The 21,721-nt window shown below is 54.1% G+C and carries 21 protein-coding genes; 15 read left to right on the forward strand and 6 right to left on the reverse strand.

All coding sequences use genetic code 11. The features are described from left to right. Nucleotides 1-405 precede the first annotated feature (405 nt). Both NR302_RS01675 and NR302_RS01680 read left to right on the forward strand, forming a co-directional pair. Nucleotides 406-1,662, forward strand: coding sequence for a polysaccharide biosynthesis C-terminal domain-containing protein (locus tag NR302_RS01675; RefSeq protein ID WP_008109971.1), 1,257 nt, complete (start codon nt 406-408; stop codon nt 1,660-1,662). Nucleotides 1,663-1,670: 8 nt separating this feature from the next. After that, nucleotides 1,671-2,621 carry an ATP-grasp fold amidoligase family protein gene (locus tag NR302_RS01680; RefSeq protein WP_008109972.1) on the forward strand — a complete coding sequence of 317 codons (951 nt, stop codon included), beginning with the start codon at nt 1,671-1,673 and terminating at the stop codon, nt 2,619-2,621. A 56-nt stretch (nt 2,622-2,677) separates the two neighbouring features. Here NR302_RS01680 and NR302_RS01685 read toward each other — a convergent pair whose 3' ends face one another. Together NR302_RS01685 and soxS are read right to left on the reverse strand one after the other, a co-directional pair. After that, complete coding sequence (locus NR302_RS01685; protein WP_008109973.1) at nt 2,678-2,959, reverse strand: YjcB family protein; 282 nt, start codon at nt 2,957-2,959, stop codon at nt 2,678-2,680. 254 nt (nt 2,960-3,213) lie between these two features. Beyond that, nucleotides 3,214-3,645, reverse strand: a complete 432-nt coding sequence (gene soxS / locus NR302_RS01690; protein ID WP_036649992.1) for a superoxide response transcriptional regulator SoxS — start codon at nt 3,643-3,645, stop codon at nt 3,214-3,216. Nucleotides 3,646-3,743: 98 nt separating this feature from the next. On the opposite strand from soxS, the gene soxR reads away from it, so the two are divergent. From soxR to NR302_RS01710, 4 genes are all read left to right on the forward strand, one after another. After that, a complete protein-coding gene (gene soxR, locus NR302_RS01695; protein WP_008109977.1) occupies nt 3,744-4,220 on the forward strand; it encodes a redox-sensitive transcriptional activator SoxR in 477 nt (158 codons plus the stop codon). 43 nt (nt 4,221-4,263) lie between these two features. Then, entirely contained in the window at nt 4,264-4,929 is a 666-nt protein-coding gene (locus NR302_RS01700) for a glutathione S-transferase family protein (protein WP_258144375.1), read from the forward strand. A 258-nt stretch (nt 4,930-5,187) separates the two neighbouring features. Then, a complete protein-coding gene (locus NR302_RS01705; RefSeq protein WP_061718363.1) occupies nt 5,188-6,537 on the forward strand; it encodes an NCS2 family permease in 1,350 nt (449 codons plus the stop codon). A gap of 139 nt (nt 6,538-6,676) precedes the next feature. After that, nucleotides 6,677-8,326: a Na+/H+ antiporter gene (locus NR302_RS01710; RefSeq protein WP_008109982.1), complete on the forward strand. Its 1,650-nt coding sequence runs from the start codon at nt 6,677-6,679 to the stop codon at nt 8,324-8,326. A 69-nt stretch (nt 8,327-8,395) separates the two neighbouring features. On the opposite strand, the gene NR302_RS01715 is transcribed toward NR302_RS01710, so the two are convergent. Continuing rightward, complete coding sequence (locus NR302_RS01715; protein WP_258144376.1) at nt 8,396-9,298, reverse strand: LysR family transcriptional regulator; 903 nt, start codon at nt 9,296-9,298, stop codon at nt 8,396-8,398. Nucleotides 9,299-9,402: 104 nt separating this feature from the next. Between NR302_RS01715 and NR302_RS01720 the strand changes: the two genes are divergently transcribed. From NR302_RS01720 to NR302_RS01735, 4 genes are all read left to right on the forward strand, one after another. Further along, nucleotides 9,403-9,825, forward strand: a complete 423-nt coding sequence (locus tag NR302_RS01720) for a CidA/LrgA family protein (protein WP_008109984.1) — start codon at nt 9,403-9,405, stop codon at nt 9,823-9,825. Next, nucleotides 9,818-10,513, forward strand: coding sequence for an LrgB family protein (locus tag NR302_RS01725; RefSeq protein ID WP_258144377.1), 696 nt, complete (start codon nt 9,818-9,820; stop codon nt 10,511-10,513). Before NR302_RS01720 ends, NR302_RS01725 begins: the two co-directional genes overlap by 8 nt. An 86-nt stretch (nt 10,514-10,599) precedes the next feature. Next, the gene (locus NR302_RS01730) at nt 10,600-11,145 is read left to right on the forward strand and encodes a YfaZ family protein (RefSeq protein WP_258144378.1); all 546 of its coding nucleotides are present in this window, start codon (nt 10,600-10,602) and stop codon (nt 11,143-11,145) included. Between the two features lie 137 nt (nt 11,146-11,282). Further along, a complete protein-coding gene (locus NR302_RS01735; protein WP_008109987.1) occupies nt 11,283-11,828 on the forward strand; it encodes a YfaZ family outer membrane protein in 546 nt (181 codons plus the stop codon). A gap of 76 nt (nt 11,829-11,904) precedes the next feature. On the opposite strand, the gene actP is transcribed toward NR302_RS01735, so the two are convergent. The 3 genes from actP to acs all read right to left on the reverse strand — a co-directional run bounded on the left by actP (nt 11,905) and on the right by acs (nt 15,982). Next, nucleotides 11,905-13,557: a cation/acetate symporter ActP gene (gene actP, locus NR302_RS01740; RefSeq protein ID WP_008109988.1), complete on the reverse strand. Its 1,653-nt coding sequence runs from the start codon at nt 13,555-13,557 to the stop codon at nt 11,905-11,907. Continuing rightward, nucleotides 13,554-13,880 (reverse strand): DUF485 domain-containing protein, encoded by a 327-nt coding sequence (locus NR302_RS01745; protein ID WP_008109989.1) that lies wholly within the window; start codon nt 13,878-13,880, stop codon nt 13,554-13,556. The genes actP and NR302_RS01745 overlap by 4 nt, the downstream gene beginning before the upstream one ends. 146 nt (nt 13,881-14,026) lie before the next feature. Then, nucleotides 14,027-15,982, reverse strand: coding sequence for an acetate--CoA ligase (gene acs / locus NR302_RS01750; RefSeq protein WP_258144379.1), 1,956 nt, complete (start codon nt 15,980-15,982; stop codon nt 14,027-14,029). 581 nt (nt 15,983-16,563) lie between these two features. Here acs and gltP point away from each other — a divergent pair. The 5 genes from gltP (at nt 16,564) to murP (ending at nt 21,246) form a co-directional block, all read left to right on the forward strand. After that, a complete protein-coding gene (gltP, locus tag NR302_RS01755) occupies nt 16,564-17,865 on the forward strand; it encodes a glutamate/aspartate:proton symporter GltP (RefSeq protein WP_061718358.1) in 1,302 nt (433 codons plus the stop codon). A gap of 201 nt (nt 17,866-18,066) precedes the next feature. Further along, nucleotides 18,067-18,243, forward strand: coding sequence for a type II toxin-antitoxin system HicA family toxin (locus NR302_RS01760; protein WP_073980697.1), 177 nt, complete (start codon nt 18,067-18,069; stop codon nt 18,241-18,243). A gap of 117 nt (nt 18,244-18,360) precedes the next feature. Next, nucleotides 18,361-18,765: a type II toxin-antitoxin system HicB family antitoxin gene (locus tag NR302_RS01765; RefSeq protein WP_154154690.1), complete on the forward strand. Its 405-nt coding sequence runs from the start codon at nt 18,361-18,363 to the stop codon at nt 18,763-18,765. A gap of 139 nt (nt 18,766-18,904) precedes the next feature. Then, nucleotides 18,905-19,816: an N-acetylmuramic acid 6-phosphate etherase gene (gene murQ / locus NR302_RS01770; RefSeq protein ID WP_154154687.1), complete on the forward strand. Its 912-nt coding sequence runs from the start codon at nt 18,905-18,907 to the stop codon at nt 19,814-19,816. Beyond that, the gene (murP, locus tag NR302_RS01775; protein ID WP_154154877.1) at nt 19,816-21,246 is read left to right on the forward strand and encodes a PTS N-acetylmuramic acid transporter subunit IIBC; all 1,431 of its coding nucleotides are present in this window, start codon (nt 19,816-19,818) and stop codon (nt 21,244-21,246) included. Before murQ ends, murP begins: the two co-directional genes overlap by 1 nt. The last annotated feature ends 475 nt before the right edge of the window (nt 21,247-21,721 follow it).

The raw sequence follows: 21,721 nt of genomic DNA on the forward strand, positions 1-21,721 counted from the left end.
GATATTTAGAAGAAATATCATCATGGGATAAATCTTATTTTATTCCGAATGGCATTGAACGCCTTCCTGGCTTTAGGTTTTTGATATAAATTCTCTCCATCCCAAATGCAGAAAAATACTACATTCATTGGAAAATCGGCATAAACCACTTGCAGAAATGTCAGGGTGTGCCAGTAAACCTTTGCTTAGAATTTAAGCTGAAATCGTTTACATCCACCGAGTTTCGCACCGGATATAATCGGAATTTTCCTGAATATAATTCCTAATTGCTGACGCGAGTCTCATTTTTCGGACCAGTTTGGTTTGAAGTTAATAAATTAAGTCAGGCCCACTGAGCGCTTGTTAATTCATTTCAAGGACGTTGTACCGAAAGTTGTTGTAGTTCGTAATACTAAGGATCAGTCAATGAAATTGAGCGTAATGTCTAATGCCGCCTGGATGATGTCTGAAAAGATCGTCTCCGTGTTCGGCGTCATATTTGTGACCTCCTACGTGGCAAAATCCTTTGGTCCAACCATCTTTGGCCAAATGGCGTTTTCGACCTCGCTATTTTCCATGGTGCAGACCGTGGCGATTTTCGGTACGGAAACCATCCTGTTTAAACGTATCAGTAAGAGTGCGCCGAAAGGGCTGCGCCTGATGACCGTAGCGCGCAACATGCGCATGGTTTTGCTGTTGCTGACATCGCTGCCCGTCTTGATTTGGGTCTGGTACAACATGCAGGAAAACTTCCTCGCTTTTGCACTGGCCTCGTTTATCTCTTCGGTTTTCGTGACGCAGGACACCTTCAGTGTCTATAACAATGCGCGCTTAGCGTCGCGACTGAATACCATCGCCAACTCAGTCGGTTTGCTGCTGGGCTTCAGCTTAAGTTTTGCCATTGCCTGGCTGCACCTCAATCCGCTGTGGCTGACCGTATCGATTGTCGCCGTCACGCTGGTGCCGTATGTGATTAAGCGTTTTAACTTTTACCGCGAAAATCAGGACGTGGCGCCGCCGCAGGATAAGCGCAACACCTATCTGCGCTATTTGCTGTACGCCGGATTACCGCTGGCCATCTCCAGCATCTTTATCTCGGTGCAGGTGAAAGCGGCACAGATGTTCCTGGCGGGCATCGCCTCGGCGCGCGATCTCGGGCTGTTCGCCGCCGCCAATACCATTTCGGCCTCCTGGATTTTTATCCCGGTCGCCATCATCACTTCTTGCTTTTCGGAAATCTTCCGCGAGCGTGGAGAAGCCGCCATCAAGCTGACAGCAAGGCTTAATGGTTATGTCATGGGTGTTTCATTGTTGTTGTTAGCGGTGATCGCGATGTACGGCGAAAAAATCATCATCGCTTTATATGGTCACGAGTACACACAGTCAGGAAGTCTCATTACGTTGTTGTCGTTAGCGACCTGCTTTTCGGCGATGGGGACCGTAGCGTATCGCTACATGGTCAAAGAAGGCGGGTTTAATTATCTGTTGAAGAAAATTGTTTGCCTGATGGTGATCAGCTTGCCGCTGTCGTGGTGGCTGATCCAAGGCTACGGCATCATGGGTGCCGCATGGAGCGTTTTCATCTCAGAATTGCTGTCTCTTACCGTAATGAATTACTTCTTCAAAAACGGCGTCATCCAAAAAATCCAGGTTTCCTCACTCAACTACAAAACCTACAAATGAGGTCAGATATGCTCAAGTTGAAAGATGAACTCAGAAGAAGCGTGCAGTACTTCATCAAGAAGATGCCCTGGGCATACCAGGATCGTATCTACTATTTTCATAAGTTCCGCAAACTGCCCAATTTGCGTGAGCCGAAAGTGTTTAACGAGAAGGTGCTGTACCGCAAATTCATCCATGGCGATTATCAGATGTATGGTCGTCTGTCGGACAAATATTCGGTGCGCGAATATATCGCCGAGAAAGTGGGCAGCGAATACCTGATCCCGCTGGTGTACGAGACCAGCGATCCCAGCTCTTTGCACACGTTGCCGAGCTGGAAAAATACCGTTATCAAGCCGAATCACGCCTCTAACATGGTAGAGATTTTGCTTGAAGAGCCGGATGCGCTGAAGAAGCAGCAGATTATTAGCGACTGCCATCGCTGGCTGAAAACCGATTTCGCTAACGAAGCGCGTGAGATTCACTATCGCTACATCAAGCCACGCATTCTGGTGGAGCAGTACATTGGCGATGGTAAATCGGCGCCGATTGACTACAAGTTCCACATGTTCAACAAGCGCGACGGCAGCTTTGAGTATGTGCTGCAGGTGATCTACAACCGCTGCAATCCGCTGTTGTCGATGAACTTTTACGTCAACAACCTCAACGAGGCGTATCACAAAATTCGTGATACCGGCCTGGACGTGACGCCACAAATGGCCTCGTTGCAGCACGCGTTGGCGTTGAGTAAAAAGCTGGCGAGTGATTTCGATTATGTGCGCGTGGATTGGTACATTGATAAAGAGCAGATCTACTTCGGCGAATTAACCTTTACGCCAGGCGCGGGTTTGGTGACCGGTCTGGATCGCGGGCTCAATCAGATGATGGGTGATATGTGGATTCAGGATCGTCGCGGTACGAAGATACCGGGCATCACGGTGACGGAAGTAACCATTCCGGCCGTATTGAAGAAAATTTAAGTATCACACAGCAAAATAAAAAACCCCGCTTCGGCGGGGTTTTTTATTGGCAGCGATTAAGGCATTGGCCAATCGGTTGGCGTCTGGCTCATCACTTCAATAAAGGCGTTTTTGGAGATTTCCATAAAGTTATGCAGATTCTCCATGCTCAGCGTGATACCAAGCAGGCCGGTAACAAACCAGCAAGACATGCCCACGCCGATGCCACCGCACAGCAGCGCCATCACGTGATGACTGTTCTGACGCAGTCGAATTTTCATGGTGCTGGCGAAGAACATCATTACCGCACTCAGGAGTTCCCAGCGCATAACAATCAAACTGGTGGTTAAGGTGGCCATCTGCAAAAACCTCTTAGAATCAGTGATATCCCCGACATTCAATCGACATCACTGGCGGCTAAGAAGGAAGGTCAGGGAAGTCCTTCAGGCCGTCTTACTGAATACAGGAAAGTGTGACTTGGCTCACATTATATCACTCGATTTTAAATTTTGAACAAAATTTATACCTGGTATGGTAGAAAGTTTTTTATCGAACTGGAGGGAAAAGCAGGCAGGAAAAGCGAGGTGCGCCCGCAAGGGGCGCGCAGAAAAGGTTAGCTAACCGGGCAGCACTCGCCGGTTGTACGCTGGGCAAAACTGGTCATGTTGTTGTCTGCACAGTCAAAACTGAGCAAGCGCGGACGCTGAATCATCGCCTGACGACGCATGGTGTGACGATAAGCGGTTGGCGTTTGTGAGAACTGACGGCGGAACACGCGCGAGAAAGTCTGCTGCGAGTCATAACCGTATTGCATCGCGATATCGAACACCGGACGCTGAGTTTGGCGCAGCGCTTCAGCGGCCAGCGTCAGGCGGCGTTCGCGAATATAGCCACCCAGCGTTTGTTTCGTGACGGCACGGAACATACGCTGCAGATGCCATTTTGAGTAACCTGATTTTGCCGCGACTTCATCAATAGACAGCGCTTTATCCAGATTCTGATCGATCCAGTTGGACAGCGAATGAATGATTTCCTGTTGCATCATAGCCTCATCCTTCTGATGTTTTTTGCCTGGTGAGAAATTCGAAGTTTTGCTGGGGTGCGAGTATAATTCCTCAAGTTAACTTGAGGTAAAGGCCCTAAATGAAAAAAGAACGCAATTACCCGAAGCCGGTTTTAACGCCGGGCGAAGTGGCGAAGCGCAGCGGCGTGGCGGTGTCGGCGCTGCACTTCTATGAGACCAAAGGATTGATTTTCAGCTCGCGCAACGGCGGCAATCAACGCCGCTACAGCCGCGACGTGCTGCGTCGCGTGGCCATCATCAAAATCGCGCAACGCATCGGTATTCCGCTGGCGACGGTGAGCGACAGCCTGACGCATGTGCCGGCCAATAAGCGCATGTCGACGCAGGAGTGGGACGCGCTGACGCAACACTGGCGTGAGGAGCTGGATAAACGCATCGAAACCCTGACGCGCTTGCGTAACGATCTGGATGGCTGCATTGGCTGCGGCTGTTTATCGATGCGCGATTGCCCGCTGCGCAATCCGGGTGACCGCCTGGGCGAGCAAGGTTCGGGCGCGGTGCTACTCGATCCGGAACAAGACGAGCAAAAACGTTAATCGACTATACTTGGCGGAACACTTTTACCGGCAAGGAAACCGTATGATCACCGTTCACCATCTGGAAAACTCCCGCTCGCATCGCGTGTTATGGCTACTGGAAGAGCTCGCGGTGCCTTACCAAATCAAACGCTATCAACGTGAAAACACTCTGCTGGCCCCCGATTCCTTAAAGAAAGTGCATCCGCTAGGGAAATCACCGGTGATTACCGACGGCAATCGCGTGATTGCCGAGTCAGGCGCGATTCTCGAATACCTGCAACTCAAATACGACAGCGAGCATCAGTTGGCGTTGAGTCATGAAGATGAACAGATTCAGGCGCGTTACTGGCTGCATTACGCGGAAGGATCGCTGATGCCGCTGCTGGTAATGAAGCTGGTGTTTGCGCAGTTTGGCAAAAAGCCGGTGCCGTGGCTGCTGCGTCCGGCTGGCATCGCATTGAGTAAAGGGATTCAGAAAGCCTGGCTGAACAAGCAGCTGGCATTGCACGGCAGCGTGATTGAAGAACATCTCACGCAGCATCCATTTTTTGCCGGTTCACGTTTTAGCATCGCCGACGTGCAGATGAGCTTCCCGCTGCTGGCACTGCAGTTACGTGGTTCGCTGCGCGATACGCCCGCCACCGCCCGCTGGCTGGAAACCATGCAGCAGCGCGCTGCCTGGCAACGAGCGATTCAGCAGGGTGGCGCGATTGAGTTAAGCCGCTAAGTTCTGCCAGGTCGCCATGAATGGCGACCCTACGGGGCGAAAGCCTGGATTTATCCTGTCATGCCCGCGATTAGTAGTTGAAAACCCCATGGCAAACGCCAGATAATCGTTTGCCTTTTTTCCTCGTCCCCTTTTACGGCCTGGAATACGCGGCGACGTAAACGTTTGCCTGGATTTTCATCATGAAAATCCGCCATCAGGGAACAGCAAACGTGCGCCGCGCGGCGACTCACATCACAAAAATATTGAGGAAGAATTATGTCTGGCGAATCGCGCCCGGCCAGTGGAAAACTGGACGCCTGGTTCAATATCTCTGCACGCGGCAGCAGCGTGCGTCAGGAAGTATTGGCGGGTCTGACAACGTTTCTGGCGATGGTGTATTCCGTCATCGTGGTGCCCGGCATGCTGGGCAAAGCGGGCTTCTCACCAACGGCGGTGTTCGTCGCTACCTGTTTAGTCGCTAGCTTTGGTTCGATTATCATGGGCTTGTGGGCCAACCTGCCAATGGCGATTGGTTGCGCCATCTCGCTGACCGCCTTCACCGCTTTCAGCCTGGTGCTTGGCCAGCACATTAGCGTGCCGGTGGCGCTTGGCGCAGTGTTCCTGATGGGCTTACTGTTCACGCTGATTTCGGTCACCGGCATCCGCGCATGGATTCTGCGTAATTTGCCGATGGGCGTTGCGCACGGAACCGGCGTCGGTATCGGCTTGTTCCTGCTGCTGATCGCCGCTGACGGCATTGGTTTGGTGGTGAAAAACCCGGCTGCAGGCTTGCCGGTGGCGCTGGGTCAGTTCGCTTCGTTCCCGGTGATCATGTCGCTGGTCGGCCTGGCAGCGATTTTCGGTCTGGAAAAACGCCGCGTGCCTGGCGGCATTCTGCTGACCATCATCACCATCTCGATTCTTGGCCTGATTTTCGATCCGGCAGTGACCTATCAAGGTCTATTCGCCATGCCAAGCCTGAAGGATGCCAACGGGCAATCGGCGATGTTTAGCCTTGATATCATGGGCGCGCTGCAACCTGTGGTGCTGCCAAGCGTGCTGGCGCTGGTGATGACCGCAGTCTTTGATGCCACCGGCACCATTCGCGCGGTAGCGGGTCAGGCGAATCTGCTGGATAAAGAGGGGCAGATCATCAACGGCGGTCGTGCGCTGACCACCGATTCTGTCAGCAGCCTGTTCGCTGGTCTGGTCGGCGCTTCGCCGGCTGCGGTTTACATCGAATCTGCGGCAGGAACGGCGGCGGGCGGTAAAACCGGTCTGACGGCGATTGTGGTGGGTTTGCTGTTCCTGGTGATTCTGTTTATGTCGCCGCTGGCCTATCTGGTTCCCGCTTACGCGACGGCACCAGCATTGATGTACGTTGGCCTGCTGATGCTGAGCAACGTGGCAAAAATCGACTTCAACGATTTCGTTGATGCGATGTCTGGCTTGCTGACCGCAGTGTTCATCGTGCTGACCTGCAACATCGTCACTGGCATCATGCTCGGCTTCGCTTCACTGGTGATTGGTCGTTTGTTTGCTGGCGAGTGGCGCAAGCTGAATGTTGGCACGGTGGTGATTGCTGTCGCGCTGGTGGCGTTCTATGCCGGTGGCTGGGCCATCTGACCTCAAAGTTGAATAATTCCAGGATTATTCGCTTTCTGCTCCACGCCGCACATCGGGTTGCCCCGCTGTGCGGCGTTTTGTTTTACACTTTCCCACGCAACAACATCGCTTTAATGAAATTGATTCGCCTAAGGAAAGCATGGAAATCTTCTTTACTATTCTCATCATGACGCTGGTGGTTTCACTCTCCAGCGTGGCGGCACGTATTCTGCCGTTTCAAATTCCCCTGCCGCTGGTACAAATTGCCGCCGGTGCACTGCTCGCATTTCCCGTCTTCGGCCTGCATGTCGATTTTGATCCGGAGCTGTTCCTCGTGCTGTTCATTCCGCCGCTGCTGTTCGCGGATGGCTGGAAAACGCCGATTAACGAGTTCCTGCATCACGGTCGCGAAATCATGGGGCTGGCGCTGGTTCTGGTGCTGATCACCGTGGTCGGGATTGGCTACCTGATTTACTGGCTGGTGCCGGGGATTCCGCTGATTCCCGCCTTTGCGCTGGCGGCGGTGCTGTCGCCAACCGATGCCGTGGCGCTGTCCGGCATTGTCGGTGAAGGGCGCATCCCGAAAAAAATCATGTCGATTGTGCAGGGTGAAGCCCTGATGAACGACGCATCAGGTCTGGTATCGCTGAAGTTTGCCGTCGCGGTGGCGATGGGCACCATGGTGTTTACGTGGGGCGGCGCCAGCGTCGAGTTTCTCAAAGTGGCGGTTGGCGGTTTGGTTGCCGGTGTGGCGATATGCTGGCTGTATGGCCGCTCGCTGCGTCTGCTGAGCCGTTGGAGCGGTGATGACCCGGCAACCCAAACCGTGCTGCTGCTGCTGTTACCGTTCGCCTCGTACCTGATTGCGGAACATCTTGGCGTGTCGGGCATCCTCGCCGCCGTCGCCGCCGGTATGACCATCACGCGTTCTGGCATTATCCGCCAGGCACCGCTGGCGATGCGTCTGCGTGCGAACAGCGTGTGGCAGATGCTGGAGTTCGTGTTCAACGGCATGGTGTTCCTGATGCTCGGCCTGCAATTGCCCGACATCCTTTCCACCTCGATTGCACAGGCCAATGCCGATCCTAACGTGGAACTGTGGATGCTGTTTACCGACGTTCTGTTGGTGTACGCCGCGCTGATGGTAGTGCGTTTCGGTTGGTTGTGGATCATGAAGCGCACCAGTATGCGTCTGCTGAAGAAGAAGCCGCTGGAGTTTACCAACTACTCGCTGCGTGAACTGCTGATTGCCTCTTTTGCCGGGGTACGCGGCGCCATCACGCTGGCCGGTGTGCTGTCGATTCCGCTGTTCCTCAGCAACGGCGATCCGTTCCCGGCGCGCTATGAATTGGTGTTCATCGCTACCGGCGTGATTTTGGTGTCGCTGCTGGTTGGTGTGGTGATCTTGCCGATTCTGCTGCGTGACGTTGAGAGCATCGATAAAGTCGGCCATCGTCGTGAGATTCAGTTTGCGCGTGCTGCGATGGCGGGCGTGGCGATTGAGAGCCTGCATAAAATGGAGCAGCGTCTCGAAACCGACACTGAAGAGAACATCGATCCGGAACTGCTGAAAGAAGTTAGCTTGCGGGTGATTGGTAATCTGCGTCGCCGCGCGGAGGGCAAAAACGATATCGAACAGGCGCAATTTGCCGAAAACCTCGAACGTCGCTTCCGCCTCAATGCGCTGCGTGCCGAGCGTGCCGAGGTTTATCATCTGCGCGCCACGCAGGAGATCTCCAACGAGACGATGCAGAAATTGCTGCACGATCTCGATCTGCTGGAAGCGCTGTTAATCGAGAAAGAGGAATAGCAGCCAGTCACACAAACGTAGGGTCGCCATTCATGGCGACCTATTTACATTAATGCGCTGTGGCCGTTTTCACACCGACAGCCGCGGCGCACTATCCGGCCAGTGCTCACGACAACACTCAATCCACGCCTCGGCGCTACGCGACAGATAACTGCCTTCGCGCCAAATCAGCCCTAAGCTCCACTGCAACTCCGATTCCAGCGGCAGCCACAGCAGCGATTGTTTATCCAGCCGCTGACAAATGGGCTCCGGCAGAATCGCCAATCCCATGCCCGCCTGCACCATCGCGGCGAGAAAATCCCACTGCGCGCTGCGCAGCGCAATAGTCGGCGTCAGTTTCTGGCGTTGGAACGCTTTGCGAATCTGGCGATTCAGCGCGAACTCTTCATTGAGGATCAGTAGCGGATGTTCGGCTAACTCCGCTAATCCAACTTTATGGTGATCGCGCCATTGTTCACTGCGCGGCAGCAGCACGCACAGCGGATGGTGCATCAACTCCAGCGTGTTGAGCGGCAGTTCTGACTCAATCGGCAGCGCGGTGAGGGCGATATCCAGCGCGCCACTCAGCACCGCTTGCTGCGCGGTTAAGCCGCCAAACTCGGATATTTTCAGCTGTACGCCCGGATAACGGCGGCGAAAGGCGGAGATCGATCCGGCCATCTGCATGCCGACCATCGGCGGAATCCCCAGCCGCAGCTCGCCGGTTTTCAACTGGTTGATATCACCCAACTGCGCCTCAAGCTGATGAAACTCCTGCAAAATCACCAATCCGCGCTGGTAAACCGCCTGGCCGCTATCAGTAAGATGCAGTTTGCGGCCTTCACGCAGCAGCAAGGTGCAGCCGAGCTCCTCTTCCAGCTGACGCAACATTTTGCTGATGGTCGGCTGCGTCACGAACAGCTTCTCTGCGGCGCGGGTGAAGCTTTGCTGACGCACCACTTCTGTGAAATAGCGCAGGGCGCGCACGTCCATAAACATTCCTTTTTGGCATAGTTTGAATGATTTTAATTCATTTCTTTCACAGTTTGCGGCGGATTTATACTGGGCACCTCAATTCTTCCTCAGGGTGCAAGGCAATGATGGCATTAAGTCCGCGCAGAACGGATCTCCTGCAACGTACATTTGTTCCGCTGCAGCTGGTGCTGTATGTCGGTTTGTTTATTTTCAGCGACAGACTGGTGAGCTGGCTGCATTTGCCGCTGCCGGCCAATGTGGTTGGCATGGTGCTGCTGCTGGTGTTAATCATGACGCGCATCGTGCCGCTGCGCTGGGTGAAAGCCGGTGCTAACTGGCTGCTGGCGGAAATGCTGCTGTTCTTTATTCCAGCGGTGGTGGCGGTGGTGAATTACAGCGATTTGCTGCGCAGTGAAGGCTGGCGCATTTGCGTGGTGATTGGCGTCAGTACCCTGCTGGTACTGGCTTCGACTTCACTGGTGGTCGATCGTTTATATCGCTTCGAACTGGCGCGCGCCGCCCGCAAGCAGGCCCATCATGAATGATCTGCTGATTAGCCTGCTGTGTCTGGCGTTTACGCTGCTGGTCTATTACCTCAATAAGATTCTCTATCGTCGCTGGCGCACGCTGTTGTTGATGCCGCTGGTCTTGACGCCGCTGGTGCTGGTGGCGCTGCTGCTGCTCACTCATGTCAGCTGGAAAAATTACATCGCTGAAAGTCACTGGCTGATTTGGTTGCTCGGTCCGGCCACGCTGGCGTTTGCCGTGCCGGTGTATGAGAACCTCGAAATCATCAAGCGTCACTGGTTGTCGCTGAGCGTGGGCGTGCTGACTGCCACGCTGGTGGCGGTATGCAGTTCGGTGTGGCTGGCGCGCTTGCTGACGCTGCCGGAAACCATCCAGCGCAGCCTGGCGGTACGCTCGATTACCACGCCGTTTGCGCTGGCAGCCGCGCAGCCAATTGGTGGCCAGCCGGATCTGGTGGCGCTGTTTGTGGTGATCACCGGCGTGTTCGGTATGGCGGTGGGCGATGTGCTGTTTCTGCGTATCGCCATCAAACAAGGCGTCGCCAAAGGCGCGGGATTTGGTGCGGCATCACACGGCGCAGGTACCGCGCGCGCTTACCAACTCGGCCAGCAGGAAGGCGTGGTGTCCAGCCTGGTGATGATGCTGTCAGGTGTCGTGACGGTGATTCTTGCGCCGCTGCTTAGCCATTTATTATGGACGGCGTAAAAGGTCCATTTTCGAGCCATGCCTTATTTAGGTTAGCAATCGCTTTGCTTATTGTTTGGGCACGCAAACAATGAAAGGAAGCGACGATGAAAAAACATGTTTTAGCATTGGGTCTGATGCTGGCCTCCACTGGGATCAATGCCGCAGAAGTTGGCATTAAAGGTGGCAGTGATTTCTTCTCTGCCGCCATCAACACTGAAAAAACCGCACCGGGCATGCAATATGGCGTGCAATACATCAACGGTGAGCATAAGTCACAGTTGGTTGAGGGTCATCTAGGATACGGTTTTGCGCTGGGTGCGTTGCAAATCGCGCCGCGCGTCGGTTTGTTCTGGGCCGATCTCGATAACGATAAATCCAATGCCAGAGGTGCTAATGCGGGCGTTCGCTTCATGGCGCCACTACCTATCGTGGAGCAAACCTGGCTGTACCTCGATTACAGCATGGCCCCGGATTTCGCCACGCGTCATGTGCACCACCTGTATCAGTTTGAGGCGGGGGTTCAGTATCAACCGGTTAACTGGCTGATTCTGCGTTCCGGTTACAGCTATCTGTCAACGTATGGAAAATATGGCCACAACGACCAGCGCTTAATCAACGGCTTGTTTGCTGGCGCTGCCGTCAGTTTCTAATCATCTAAACGGCCTTAACTGGCCGTTTTCCCCGCTGTAATCCATTTTTACGTAAAGCTTTCCAAATAATGTTGTCTCTCGTCGCCAGGCTGGTACCCTTGCCGCCGAATTAATTGTCCTTCATGGAGTGGAATCACATGTTAAAGCAACTTGTTACTGGAAGCGTATTGGGTCTGGCACTGCTGAGCAGCGGCGCGCAGGCAATTGAGGGCAGTGTTGACGTGGGTGAGCATAGCACCAACCTGAACCTTGGCCTCGGCACCACTTCACCGGGCCTGTTCCTGAAAGGCAACTGGCTGCGCAGCGATCACGATGGCAGCACTTACGGTGCGGGCCTCGGCTATAACATCGACGTGGGCGATTTCCGCATTGCTCCTACCGCGAAAGCGCTGTTCACCCATCCGGAAGATGGTCGTGATGGCTTCACCGTGGCAGTGGGTGGTGCAGCGCAATACAGCTTCAACAGCATGTGGGGCCTGTACGGCGAATATTACTATGCGCCAGAAGCCTTCTCCGATCGTCTGGATAGCTACCAGGAAGCCTCGGGCGGCCTGAGCTTTACGCCGATTTCACTGCTGAACCTGCGTGTGGGTTATCAGTACATCGAGCTGAACAACAAAGGCAGCCGCAAAGATAACGTACTGGTCGATGGCCCGTACGTTGGCGCGTCACTGCGTTTCTAATGAGGTAACCAGGTGCGCATCAATGCGCACCCTATCCGTAGGGTCGCCATTCATGGCGACCCTTTTAACATCCTCACTAATGCGATTTACCCTGCGAAATCCCAATCCCCGTCTGCGAGCGAATAAACTGCCCACGGAAGCGCGCACGTTCCTGCGCACCGCGTGCTGAATGGTCGGTAATCGAGAACAGCCAGATACCGATAAACGCCGCCAGCATCGAGAATAGCGCCGGATACTCATACGGATAAATCGGTTTCTCGTGCCCCAATACCTGCACCCAAATCGTCGGGCCAAGGATCATCAGCAGCACCGCAGTGATCAGTCCCAGCCAGCCGCCCACCATCGCGCCGCGCGTGGTCAGTTTCGACCAGTACATCGACAGCAAAATAATCGGGAAGTTACAGCTGGCCGCAATCGAGAACGCCAGGCCGACCATGAAGGCAATGTTCTGTTTCTCAAACAGAATCCCCAACGCAATCGCCACCACGCCCAACACCAGCACGGTGATCTTCGAGATGCGCAGTTCGTCGCGCTCCGTCGCCTTACCTTCGCGGATCACGCTGGCATAGAGATCGTGTGAAACCGCCGACGCGCCCGCCAGTGTCAAACCTGCCACCACCGCCAGAATGGTGGCGAAGGCCACTGCCGAGATAAAGCCGAGGAACAGGCTACCGCCGACCGCATTCGCCAGATGCACCGCCGCCATATTGGTGCCGCCGAGCAGCGCGCCGCTGGCGTCTTTGAAGGCTGGATTCGCTCCCACCAGCAAAATCGCGCCGAAGCCGATAATAAAGGTCAGGAAGTAGAAGTAGCCCATAAAGCCGGTAGCCCAGAACACGCTTTTACGTGCTTCACGCGCATCGGCCACGGTGAAGAAGCGCATCAGAATATGCGGCAAACCGGCGGTACCGAACATCAAACCGAGACCTAATGAGAGCGCCGAGATCGGATCTTTCACCAGCCCGCCAGGCTGCATGATCGCCGCGCCTTTCGGGTGCACCGCCATCGCTTCGGTGAACAGCGTATTGAAGCTAAAGCCAACGGCTTTCATCACCATAATCGCCATAAAGCTGGCGCCAAACAGCAGCAGCACCGCTTTAATGATCTGCACCCAGGTGGTCGCCAGCATGCCGCCGAACAGCACGTACAGCACCATCAAAATGCCGACCATCACCACCGCGATATGGTAATCGAGGCCAAACAGCAGCTGGATCAGCTTACCGGCACCGACCATCTGTGCGATCAGATAGAGCGCCACCACCACCAGCGAGCCGCAGGCCGACAGCGTTCGGATCGGTTTCTGCGCGAGGCGATAAGAAGCGACATCGGCAAAGGTATAGCGCCCGAGGTTACGCAACCGTTCGGCAATCAAAAACAGGATCATCGGCCAGCCGACGAGGAAGCCGAGCGAGTAGATCAGCCCGTCGTAACCCGAGGTGTAAACCAGAGCAGAAATACCGAGGAAAGAGGCGGCGGACATAAAGTCACCTGCGATGGCGAGGCCATTCTGGAAACCGGTGATATTGCCGCCTGCGGTGTAGTAATCGCTGCGTGAGCGGGTACGTTTGGAAGCCCAATACGTGATGCCAAGCGTCGCGGCGACAAACACCACGAACATGATGATGGCTTCATAGTTGGTGGCTTGCCGTTGTACCGCGCCGGTAATGGCATCGGCGGCAAACACGCTGGCCGGCACGATGGCTAAAAACACCGAAAGCAGGCGCTTCATGATTTCACCTCGCTCAGGATCTGTTTGGTCAGACGATCAAACTCGCCGTTGGCGCGCCACACGTAAACGCCGGTCAGCACGAATGACATCACGATTAAACCGACGCCAATCGGAATGCCGCGCGTGACGTTAGTGCCCGCGTGCAGCGGCGTACCGAGCCAGGCGGGCGCAAAGGCGATTAACAGAATAAAGCCGATGTAGAGCACCAGCATGATCACGCTGAGCAGCAGCGCAAACGCCTGGCGCTTGTGCACCAGCTCATGAAAGCGCGGATTATTCTCGACTTGTTGCCAGACTGCTTCCTGTTCAGGGGTTTCGTTCATCACATTTTCTCCAGAGGCAAGGCGGCCAGCATACTCACGATTAAATGATTTAACTGGCTGAATATTCTAGTTTTATAAGTTGTGCGAACTCAGAAATACGTGGCATATAAGGGCGGCCAAATGGTCGCCCCTACAACAGAAGCCGGTTACGGCATGGTGATGGACTGTTTCTCCTCCAGCAATTTCTCTACCACGCCCGGATCGGCCAGCGTAGAGGTATCGCCGAGATTGCTGGTATCGCCCGCAGCGATTTTGCGCAGAATGCGACGCATAATCTTGCCGGAGCGGGTTTTTGGCAGCGAGTCGGTCCAGTGCAGCACATCCGGCGTGGCAATCGGGCCAATCTCTTTACGCACCCAGTTACGCACTTCGGTATACAGCTCTGGCGACGGCTCTTCGCCGTGGTTGAGCGTGATATAAGCGTAGATCGCCTGGCCTTTGATGCTGTGCGGAATGCCCACCACCGCAGCTTCGGCAATCTTCGGATGCGACACCAGCGCCGATTCAATCTCGGCGGTGCCAAGACGGTGACCGGAAACGTTCAGCACATCATCGACGCGGCCGGTGATCCAGTAATAACCATCTTCATCACGGCGCGCGCCGTCACCGCTGAAGTAGCGATTTTTAAAGGTGGAGAAATAGGTTTGCTCGAAACGATCGTGATCGCCATAGAGCGTACGCGCCTGGCCTGGCCAGGAATCGACGATCACCAGGTTGCCTTCGGTCGCGCCCTCAAGCGGGTTGCCTTCGTTATCCACCAGCGCAGGCTGCACGCCGAAGAACGGTTTGGTGGCGGAACCGGCTTTCAGTTCGGTCGCACCGGGCAACGGCGTAATCATGAAGCCGCCGGTTTCGGTTTGCCACCAGGTATCGACGATTGGGCAACGGCTGTCGCCAATCTTCTTGTAATACCACTCCCACGCTTCCGGGTTGATCGGTTCGCCCACCGAACCCATGATGCGCAGGCTGCTGCGATCGGTGCCTTCAATCGCTTTATCACCTTCGGCCATCAGCGCGCGAATCGCGGTTGGCGCGGTATACAGCAGCGTGACCTTATGTTTATCCACCACTTCCGCCATGCGGCTCGGCTTCGGCCAGTTCGGCACGCCTTCAAACATCAGCGTGGTTGCGCCGCACGCCAGCGGACCGTAAATCAGATAGCTGTGACCGGTGATCCAGCCGACATCAGCCGTGCACCAGTAAACATCATCCGGATGATAATCAAACACATACTTGAAGGTGCTGGCGGCATACACCAGATAACCGCCGGTGGTGTGCAGCACGCCTTTCGGTTTGCCGGTAGAACCGGAGGTATAAAGGATAAACAGCGGATGTTCGGCATCAACGGCGACCGGTTGGTGCTGATCGCTGGCCTTCGCCACCAGATCGTGCCACCACAGATCGCGGCCTTCGCGCCAGCCGGTGTCTTTACCGGTGCGCTTAAACACCACCACATTTTTTACCGTAGTGACGTTCGGATTGTTCAGGGCATCATCGACGTTTTTCTTCAGCGGAATGCTGCGTCCGGCGCGTACGCCTTCATCGGCGGTGATGATCAGTTTGGCGTTGGAATCGACCACGCGCCCGGCGACCGCTTCCGGTGAGAAGCCACCGAAGATTACCGAGTGCACCGCGCCAATGCGCGCACAGGCCAGCATCGCCACGGCGGCTTCGGGCACCATCGGCATATAGACTGCTACCACGTCGCCTTTCTTCACGCCCAGGCTGCCGAGCACATTGGCAAAGCGGCAGACGTCCGCATGCAGTTCGCGGAAAGTAATGGTTTTGCTTTCGCTGGCGTCGTCGCCTTCCCAGATGATGGCGGGATGATCGCCACGCGTGGCCAAATGGCGATCGAGGCAGTTGGCGGCAAGGTTCAGCGTACCGTCTTCATACCAGCGGATTGAAATATTGCCGGGGGCAAAGGAGGTATTTTTCACTTTGCTGTAAGGCTTAATCCAGTCGAGGATTTTGCCTTGCTCACCCCAAAAGGTGTCGGGATCGTCAACCGATTGTTGATACAGCGCCGCATACTGATCGGCATTAATGAGAGCATTCGCTGCAATGGCAGCGGGTACGGGATGCTTGTGTATTTGGCTCATGGCTGACCTCCTTGAAGATGTTAATCATATGTCAATCAATGGTTAATTGAAGAGCGCGACAGGGCTTTGTTTCTGTTTTGTAGTCTGGATCACGACCTTTTATCACCGCCAAATGTCCCACGAACGCGGAGTCAAAACGCCGCGCGATCAGTCCGATCTTCTGCTTTAAGCCTAAGAGATTTCTGCTTCTTCTGTGCAAATAATCAGCAAACGCGCCGGGCCGCTTTTTGCGCAATATTGCATAGCTATGCTGAAACTTATCGAATTAACACTTTTCATAACAGCGAGTTATGGCTGTTAACCTTTGTCAGCATTTTATGCTACTAACCTGAATAAGATTTGCGCTATCACGCCGGGGGTTGCATTTACCGTAGTGAAAATGGTACTTATCTCGGCCCTGTTCAGCAGGTATCAACTCAGACTGCATCACTCCGCAGGCGCAAAATGCCTGCACAGCTGTAACCGACGTAGTCATAAATAACCCTCTATTTTATCGGGCTTTTGCTCACTTCCCTGTGTGACATTTCTCCTGCACCTTCGCAGCAGAGCAAAGGGGTTTTTAACTGAGGAAATAACGCGTTATGAAAGGTTTTAAGTTCACCCTTGCATGGCAAATCCTCGTCGCGCTGATTTTGGGCGTGATTGTGGGAACCGTGCTGCATAATCAGCCCGACGATCGTGAATGGTTAATCACTAACATTCTGACGCCAGCGGGTGACATCTTTATTCATCTGATCAAGATGATTGTGGTACCGATTGTTATCTCCTCACTGATTGTCGGCATTGCTGGCGTGGGTGATGCGAAAAAGCTCGGACGTATTGGTGTCAAAACCATTATCTATTTTGAAGTGATCACCACCATTGCCATTGTGGTCGGCATCACGCTGGCCAACGTATTCCAACCCGGCAGCGGCATTGATATGTCAACGCTGGCAACGGTGGACATCTCTAAATACGAAGCCACAACCGAAGCCGTTCAGGGCGCACCGCACGGTCTGGTCACCACCATTCTGTCGCTGATCCCGCAGAACATCTTCGCCTCGCTGGTGAAGGGCGACATGCTGCCGATTATCTTCTTCTCGGTGCTGTTTGGTATGGGCTTGTCGGCGCTGCCATCGGAACATCGCGATCCGCTGGTCACGGTATTCCGTTCTATTTCCGAAACCATGTTTAAAGTGACGCACATGATCATGCGTTATGCGCCAGTCGGCGTGTTTGCGTTGATTGCGGTCACCATTGCGAACTTCGGTTTTGCCTCGCTCTATCCGCTCGCCAAGCTGGTGCTGCTGGTGTACGTGGCGATTCTGTTCTTTGCTTTCGTGGTGCTCGGCACGGTGGCGCGCTTCTGTAAGCTGCGCATTACTACGCTGATGCGCATTCTGAAAGACGAGCTGATTCTTGCCTATTCCACTTCCAGCTCAGAAACCGTGCTGCCGCGCATCATGCAGAAGATGGAAGCCTACGGTGCGCCGAAAGCCATCACCAGCTTCGTGGTGCCAACCGGTTACTCGTTCAATCTCGACGGTTCAACGCTGTACCAGAGCATCGCGGCGATCTTTATCGCCCAGCTGTATGGCATCGACCTGTCGCTGACCGACGAGATCATTCTGGTGCTGACGCTGATGGTGACGTCGAAAGGCATCGCCGGCGTGCCGGGCGTTTCCTTCGTGGTGCTGCTGGCAACGCTGGGCAGCGTGGGCATTCCGCTGGAAGGTCTGGCGTTTATCGCCGGTGTGGATCGCATCATGGACATGGCGCGCACCGCGCTGAACGTGATCGGTAACGCGCTGGCAGTGCTGGTGATTGCGCGCTGGGAAGACCAGTTCGACACCAAACAAGCCGCCGCCTACGAGCAGCAGCTGCGCACACAAAGCGCCAGTTAATAACGTCGTAGGGTCGCCATTCATGGCGACCGCTACGCACTGAAACCCGCTTCGGCGGGTTTTTTTATGCCCGCTGCAGACAAGTCTTATAACTCTATATCTCAAATTTCTCTTAAATTTATACCCACTATAACCACTAAAACTTTTGTTCGGTGGTTATAGTGGGTATATTTATTAGGCTGGAGACATCAGGAGGTTGTATTGAGCAGCAGGGAGCTGATCAGGATGTTGTTGGAGCGAGGGTGGGTGTTAGATCGTGTTAAGGGAAGCCATCATATATTCGTACGAATGGACAAGCCTTACCATATTTCGCTCCCTCATCCTGAGAAAGACCTGGCAACTGGAACAGTACGTAAGCTACTTAAGCTAATGAACTAATTTTACGGGGGCCTGGCCCCCGATTTGGACGAATTAGCCATGCCAGTTGCAGCAGGCATGGCAATGCTTTCATGTTTTCAAAAGTCGTTTTTAAACATATTAAAGTGAGGGCTCAGCATGAGATTCCCCGTTTATCTTCATAAGACAGAAAGCAACACCTATTCTGGCTTTGTACCGGATGTTGTTGGATGTTTTTTTGCTGGCGAGACAGTGGATGATGCATTAACTGATGCTTCTGCTGCGATCGATGCGCATGTAGAGTCGTCGACTGATGCGGGTTACGAGGTGCCGGTGGCAACGAGCATTGAAACGCATATTGAGGATGAAAATTGTCAGGGTGGTTATTGGGCCTTTGTCGATATCGATCTCAGCCGCTATGAAGGCAAAGCGGTAAAACTCAACATCACCTTGCCACAGAATCTATTAACTAAAATCGATAGCTATGTCGATCATCATCGTGAATATGGTTCCAGAAGTGGATTTTTGGCCGCGCTAGCGCGCAAAGAGTTAGCAAACGCCTGAACCCATAAAAGACCCGCTTCGGCGGGTTTTTTTATGCCTGCTGCGGCAAAAAGCAAAAAAATCCCGCGCGGCAGAGGAATTAACAATTCTGTATGATATATAGTTTTACGAATAAATTATTCTCTCACCGGAGTGTCCCATGCAGATCGATCTCAGCCAGATGATCACCGAAGGTCGTAATCCCGCCAGTCAGAACATTGATGAGCTGTCTACCGAAGCCATGCTGCGGGTGATTAATGATGAAGACAAAAAAGTGGCGCTGGCGGTGGAAGCCATCGTGCCGCAGATTACGCAGGTGGTGGATGCCATCACCCAAGCCTTCAGCAAAGGCGGTCGCCTGATCTATTGCGGCGCGGGCACGTCGGGTCGTTTGGGGATTCTGGATGCCAGCGAATGTCCGCCGACCTTTGGCACGCCGCGCAGCCAGGTGGTTGGGCTGATTGCCGGTGGCCACACCGCGATTCTGCAGGCGGTGGAAAACGCCGAAGACAATGTTGAGCAAGGCGCGCAGGATCTGCGTGATATCGAGTTCAATGCTAACGATGTGCTGGTCGGAATTGCCGCCAGCGGCCGCACGCCATATGTGCTGGGCGCGCTGGCGTATGCGCGTCAGCAGGGCGCATTTACTGCGGCGTTAACCTGCAATCCCAACAGCCCGATGTCGCAGGCTGCGGATCTGGCGTTGACGCCGGTGGTGGGCCCGGAAGTGGTCACCGGTTCATCGCGCATGAAGGCCGGAACGGCGCAGAAGCTGGTGCTCAATATGCTCACCACCGGCGCGATGATTCGCAGCGGCAAGGTGTACGGCAATCTGATGGTCGATGTGGAAGCCACTAATCAGAAACTGGTGCAGCGCCAGGTGAACATCGTCAAACAAGCCACCGACTGTGACGATGCCACCGCGCAGCAGGCGCTGGCGGCGTGTAATGGGCATTGTAAAACCGCGATTGTCATGGTGCTGGCGGGATTAACTGCCGATGAAGCGAAATCGCTGCTGAGTCAGAATCAGGGCTTTATTCGCAACGCGTTACGTGACGCAGGAGCGCAATGATGGCGGCCATTACCGAAGGTCTGGTGCGCGATATTCTGCAGGCAGTGGGCGGCGCCAGCAACGTGCTGCAGTGCGGCAACTGCATGACGCGTCTGCGCCTGACGCTCAACGATGCCACGCAGGTGGATAGCGCCACACTCAAAACGCTGCCGGGCGTGCTGGGTGTGATCGACAGCGATGCGCAGCTGCAGATCGTGCTCGGGCCCGGCAAAGCACAAACCGCAGCGGAGAAAATGCAGGCGCTGCTCAATCAACAACCGCCAGGCGATCTGCAGGCCATCGCCAGCGCGCAAAAGCAGCAGATGAAGGCGAAACAGACCAGCGCGCTGCACCGTTTTCTCTCCTGCTTTGCCACCATCTTTACGCCGCTGATCCCCGGTTTTATCGGTGCCGGTTTATTGCTGGGTTTCGCCACGCTAATTGAACAGATCTTCCACCTCAATCAGCCGGGCGATCATGCGCGCTGGCTGCTGGATACCGTGGCGTACATGAAGGTGTTCGGCAAAGGGCTGTTTACCTTCCTGAGTATTTTGATCGGCTACAACGCGCAGAAAGCCTTTGGTGGGACCGGCGTCAACGGCGCCATTATCGCCTCGCTGTTTGTGCTCGGTTATGTGCCTGACGCCAAAGTTGGCTATTACAGCGGGATGCAGGATTTCTTCGGCATGGTGATCGATCCACGCGGCAATATTATAGGCGTGCTGCTGGCGGCGATATTTGGTGCCTGGATTGAGAAACAGCTGCGAAAAATCATTCCCGATAATCTCGATATGATCCTGACGTCGTTGCTGACGTTATTAATTACCGGCGCGGTGACATTCCTGGTGATTATGCCGATTGGCGGTGAACTGTTTAAAGGCATGTCATGGTTGTTTATTCATCTCAATAACAATCCATTTGGTTGCGCTATTTTGGCCGGACTGTTTTTGATTGCGGTGATGTTTGGCATTCATCAGGGCTTTATTCCGGTCTATTTCGCGCTGATGGAAACCCAGGGCTTTAACTCGCTCTTTCCCATTCTGGCGATGGCTGGCGCCGGGCAGGTTGGCGCCTCGCTGGCGTTATGGTGTAAAGCGGACAAACACTCGCAGCTGCGTAAACAGATCAAAGGCGCGATTGTGCCAGGTTTGCTCGGTGTCGGCGAACCGCTGATTTATGGCGTCACGCTGCCGCGTCTGAAGCCGTTTATTACCGCCTGCTTTGGCGGCGCGCTGGGCGGCTTCTTTATCGGGCTGGTGGCGTGGCTGGGATTGCCAGTGGGAATGAACACCGTGTTTGGCCCTTCCGGTTTAGTCACGCTGCCGCTAATGACTTCATCGCAGGGCATTTTTGCCGGGATGGCGGTGTATCTCGCCGGGTTGATTGTGGCGTGGATTGGCGGGTTTGCCTTTACCTGGTGGGGCGGCACCCGCGATGTGGATTTGAGTTGAGTGAAGTGCGTGCATCGACCAGGTCGCCATAAATGGCGACCCTACAAAACCAACTCCCTGTAAGGTCGCCATTTATGGCGACCTTACCTAAACGTGATTCCGATCACACTTTTAAACTCTCTCGTATCGCTTATCCTGGCACTATCCCGTTAATCCATTAAGTACCGTTTGTAAGTAAAGTGTCAGTTAAAAATAAAGGATTTATTAAGGAGATAGAAAGCTAGACCTAAAATTTAAAATGGACTTAATATATTTATAATATCCAACCTGCATCGCAATTAATTCCCCGAAATCACAATAGGTTACTCATAATTGCCTTTTGCATTGAGTAGTAAAAATGTCTATACCTAAAGCCAATTAATCTATAACAAAAAATCCATCCCTTTTTTCGCTGCACCGTATTTCTTCACACAGTTGTTCTCAAATTAGATTGCTACACGGGATTGGTATTAACCTGCCGTTTTATCCCCTCGCG

Origin of the sequence: Pantoea sp. SOD02 (assembly GCF_024707505.1) — a bacterium.
Taxonomy (GTDB): Bacteria; Pseudomonadota; Gammaproteobacteria; order Enterobacterales; family Enterobacteriaceae; genus Pantoea; species Pantoea symbiotica.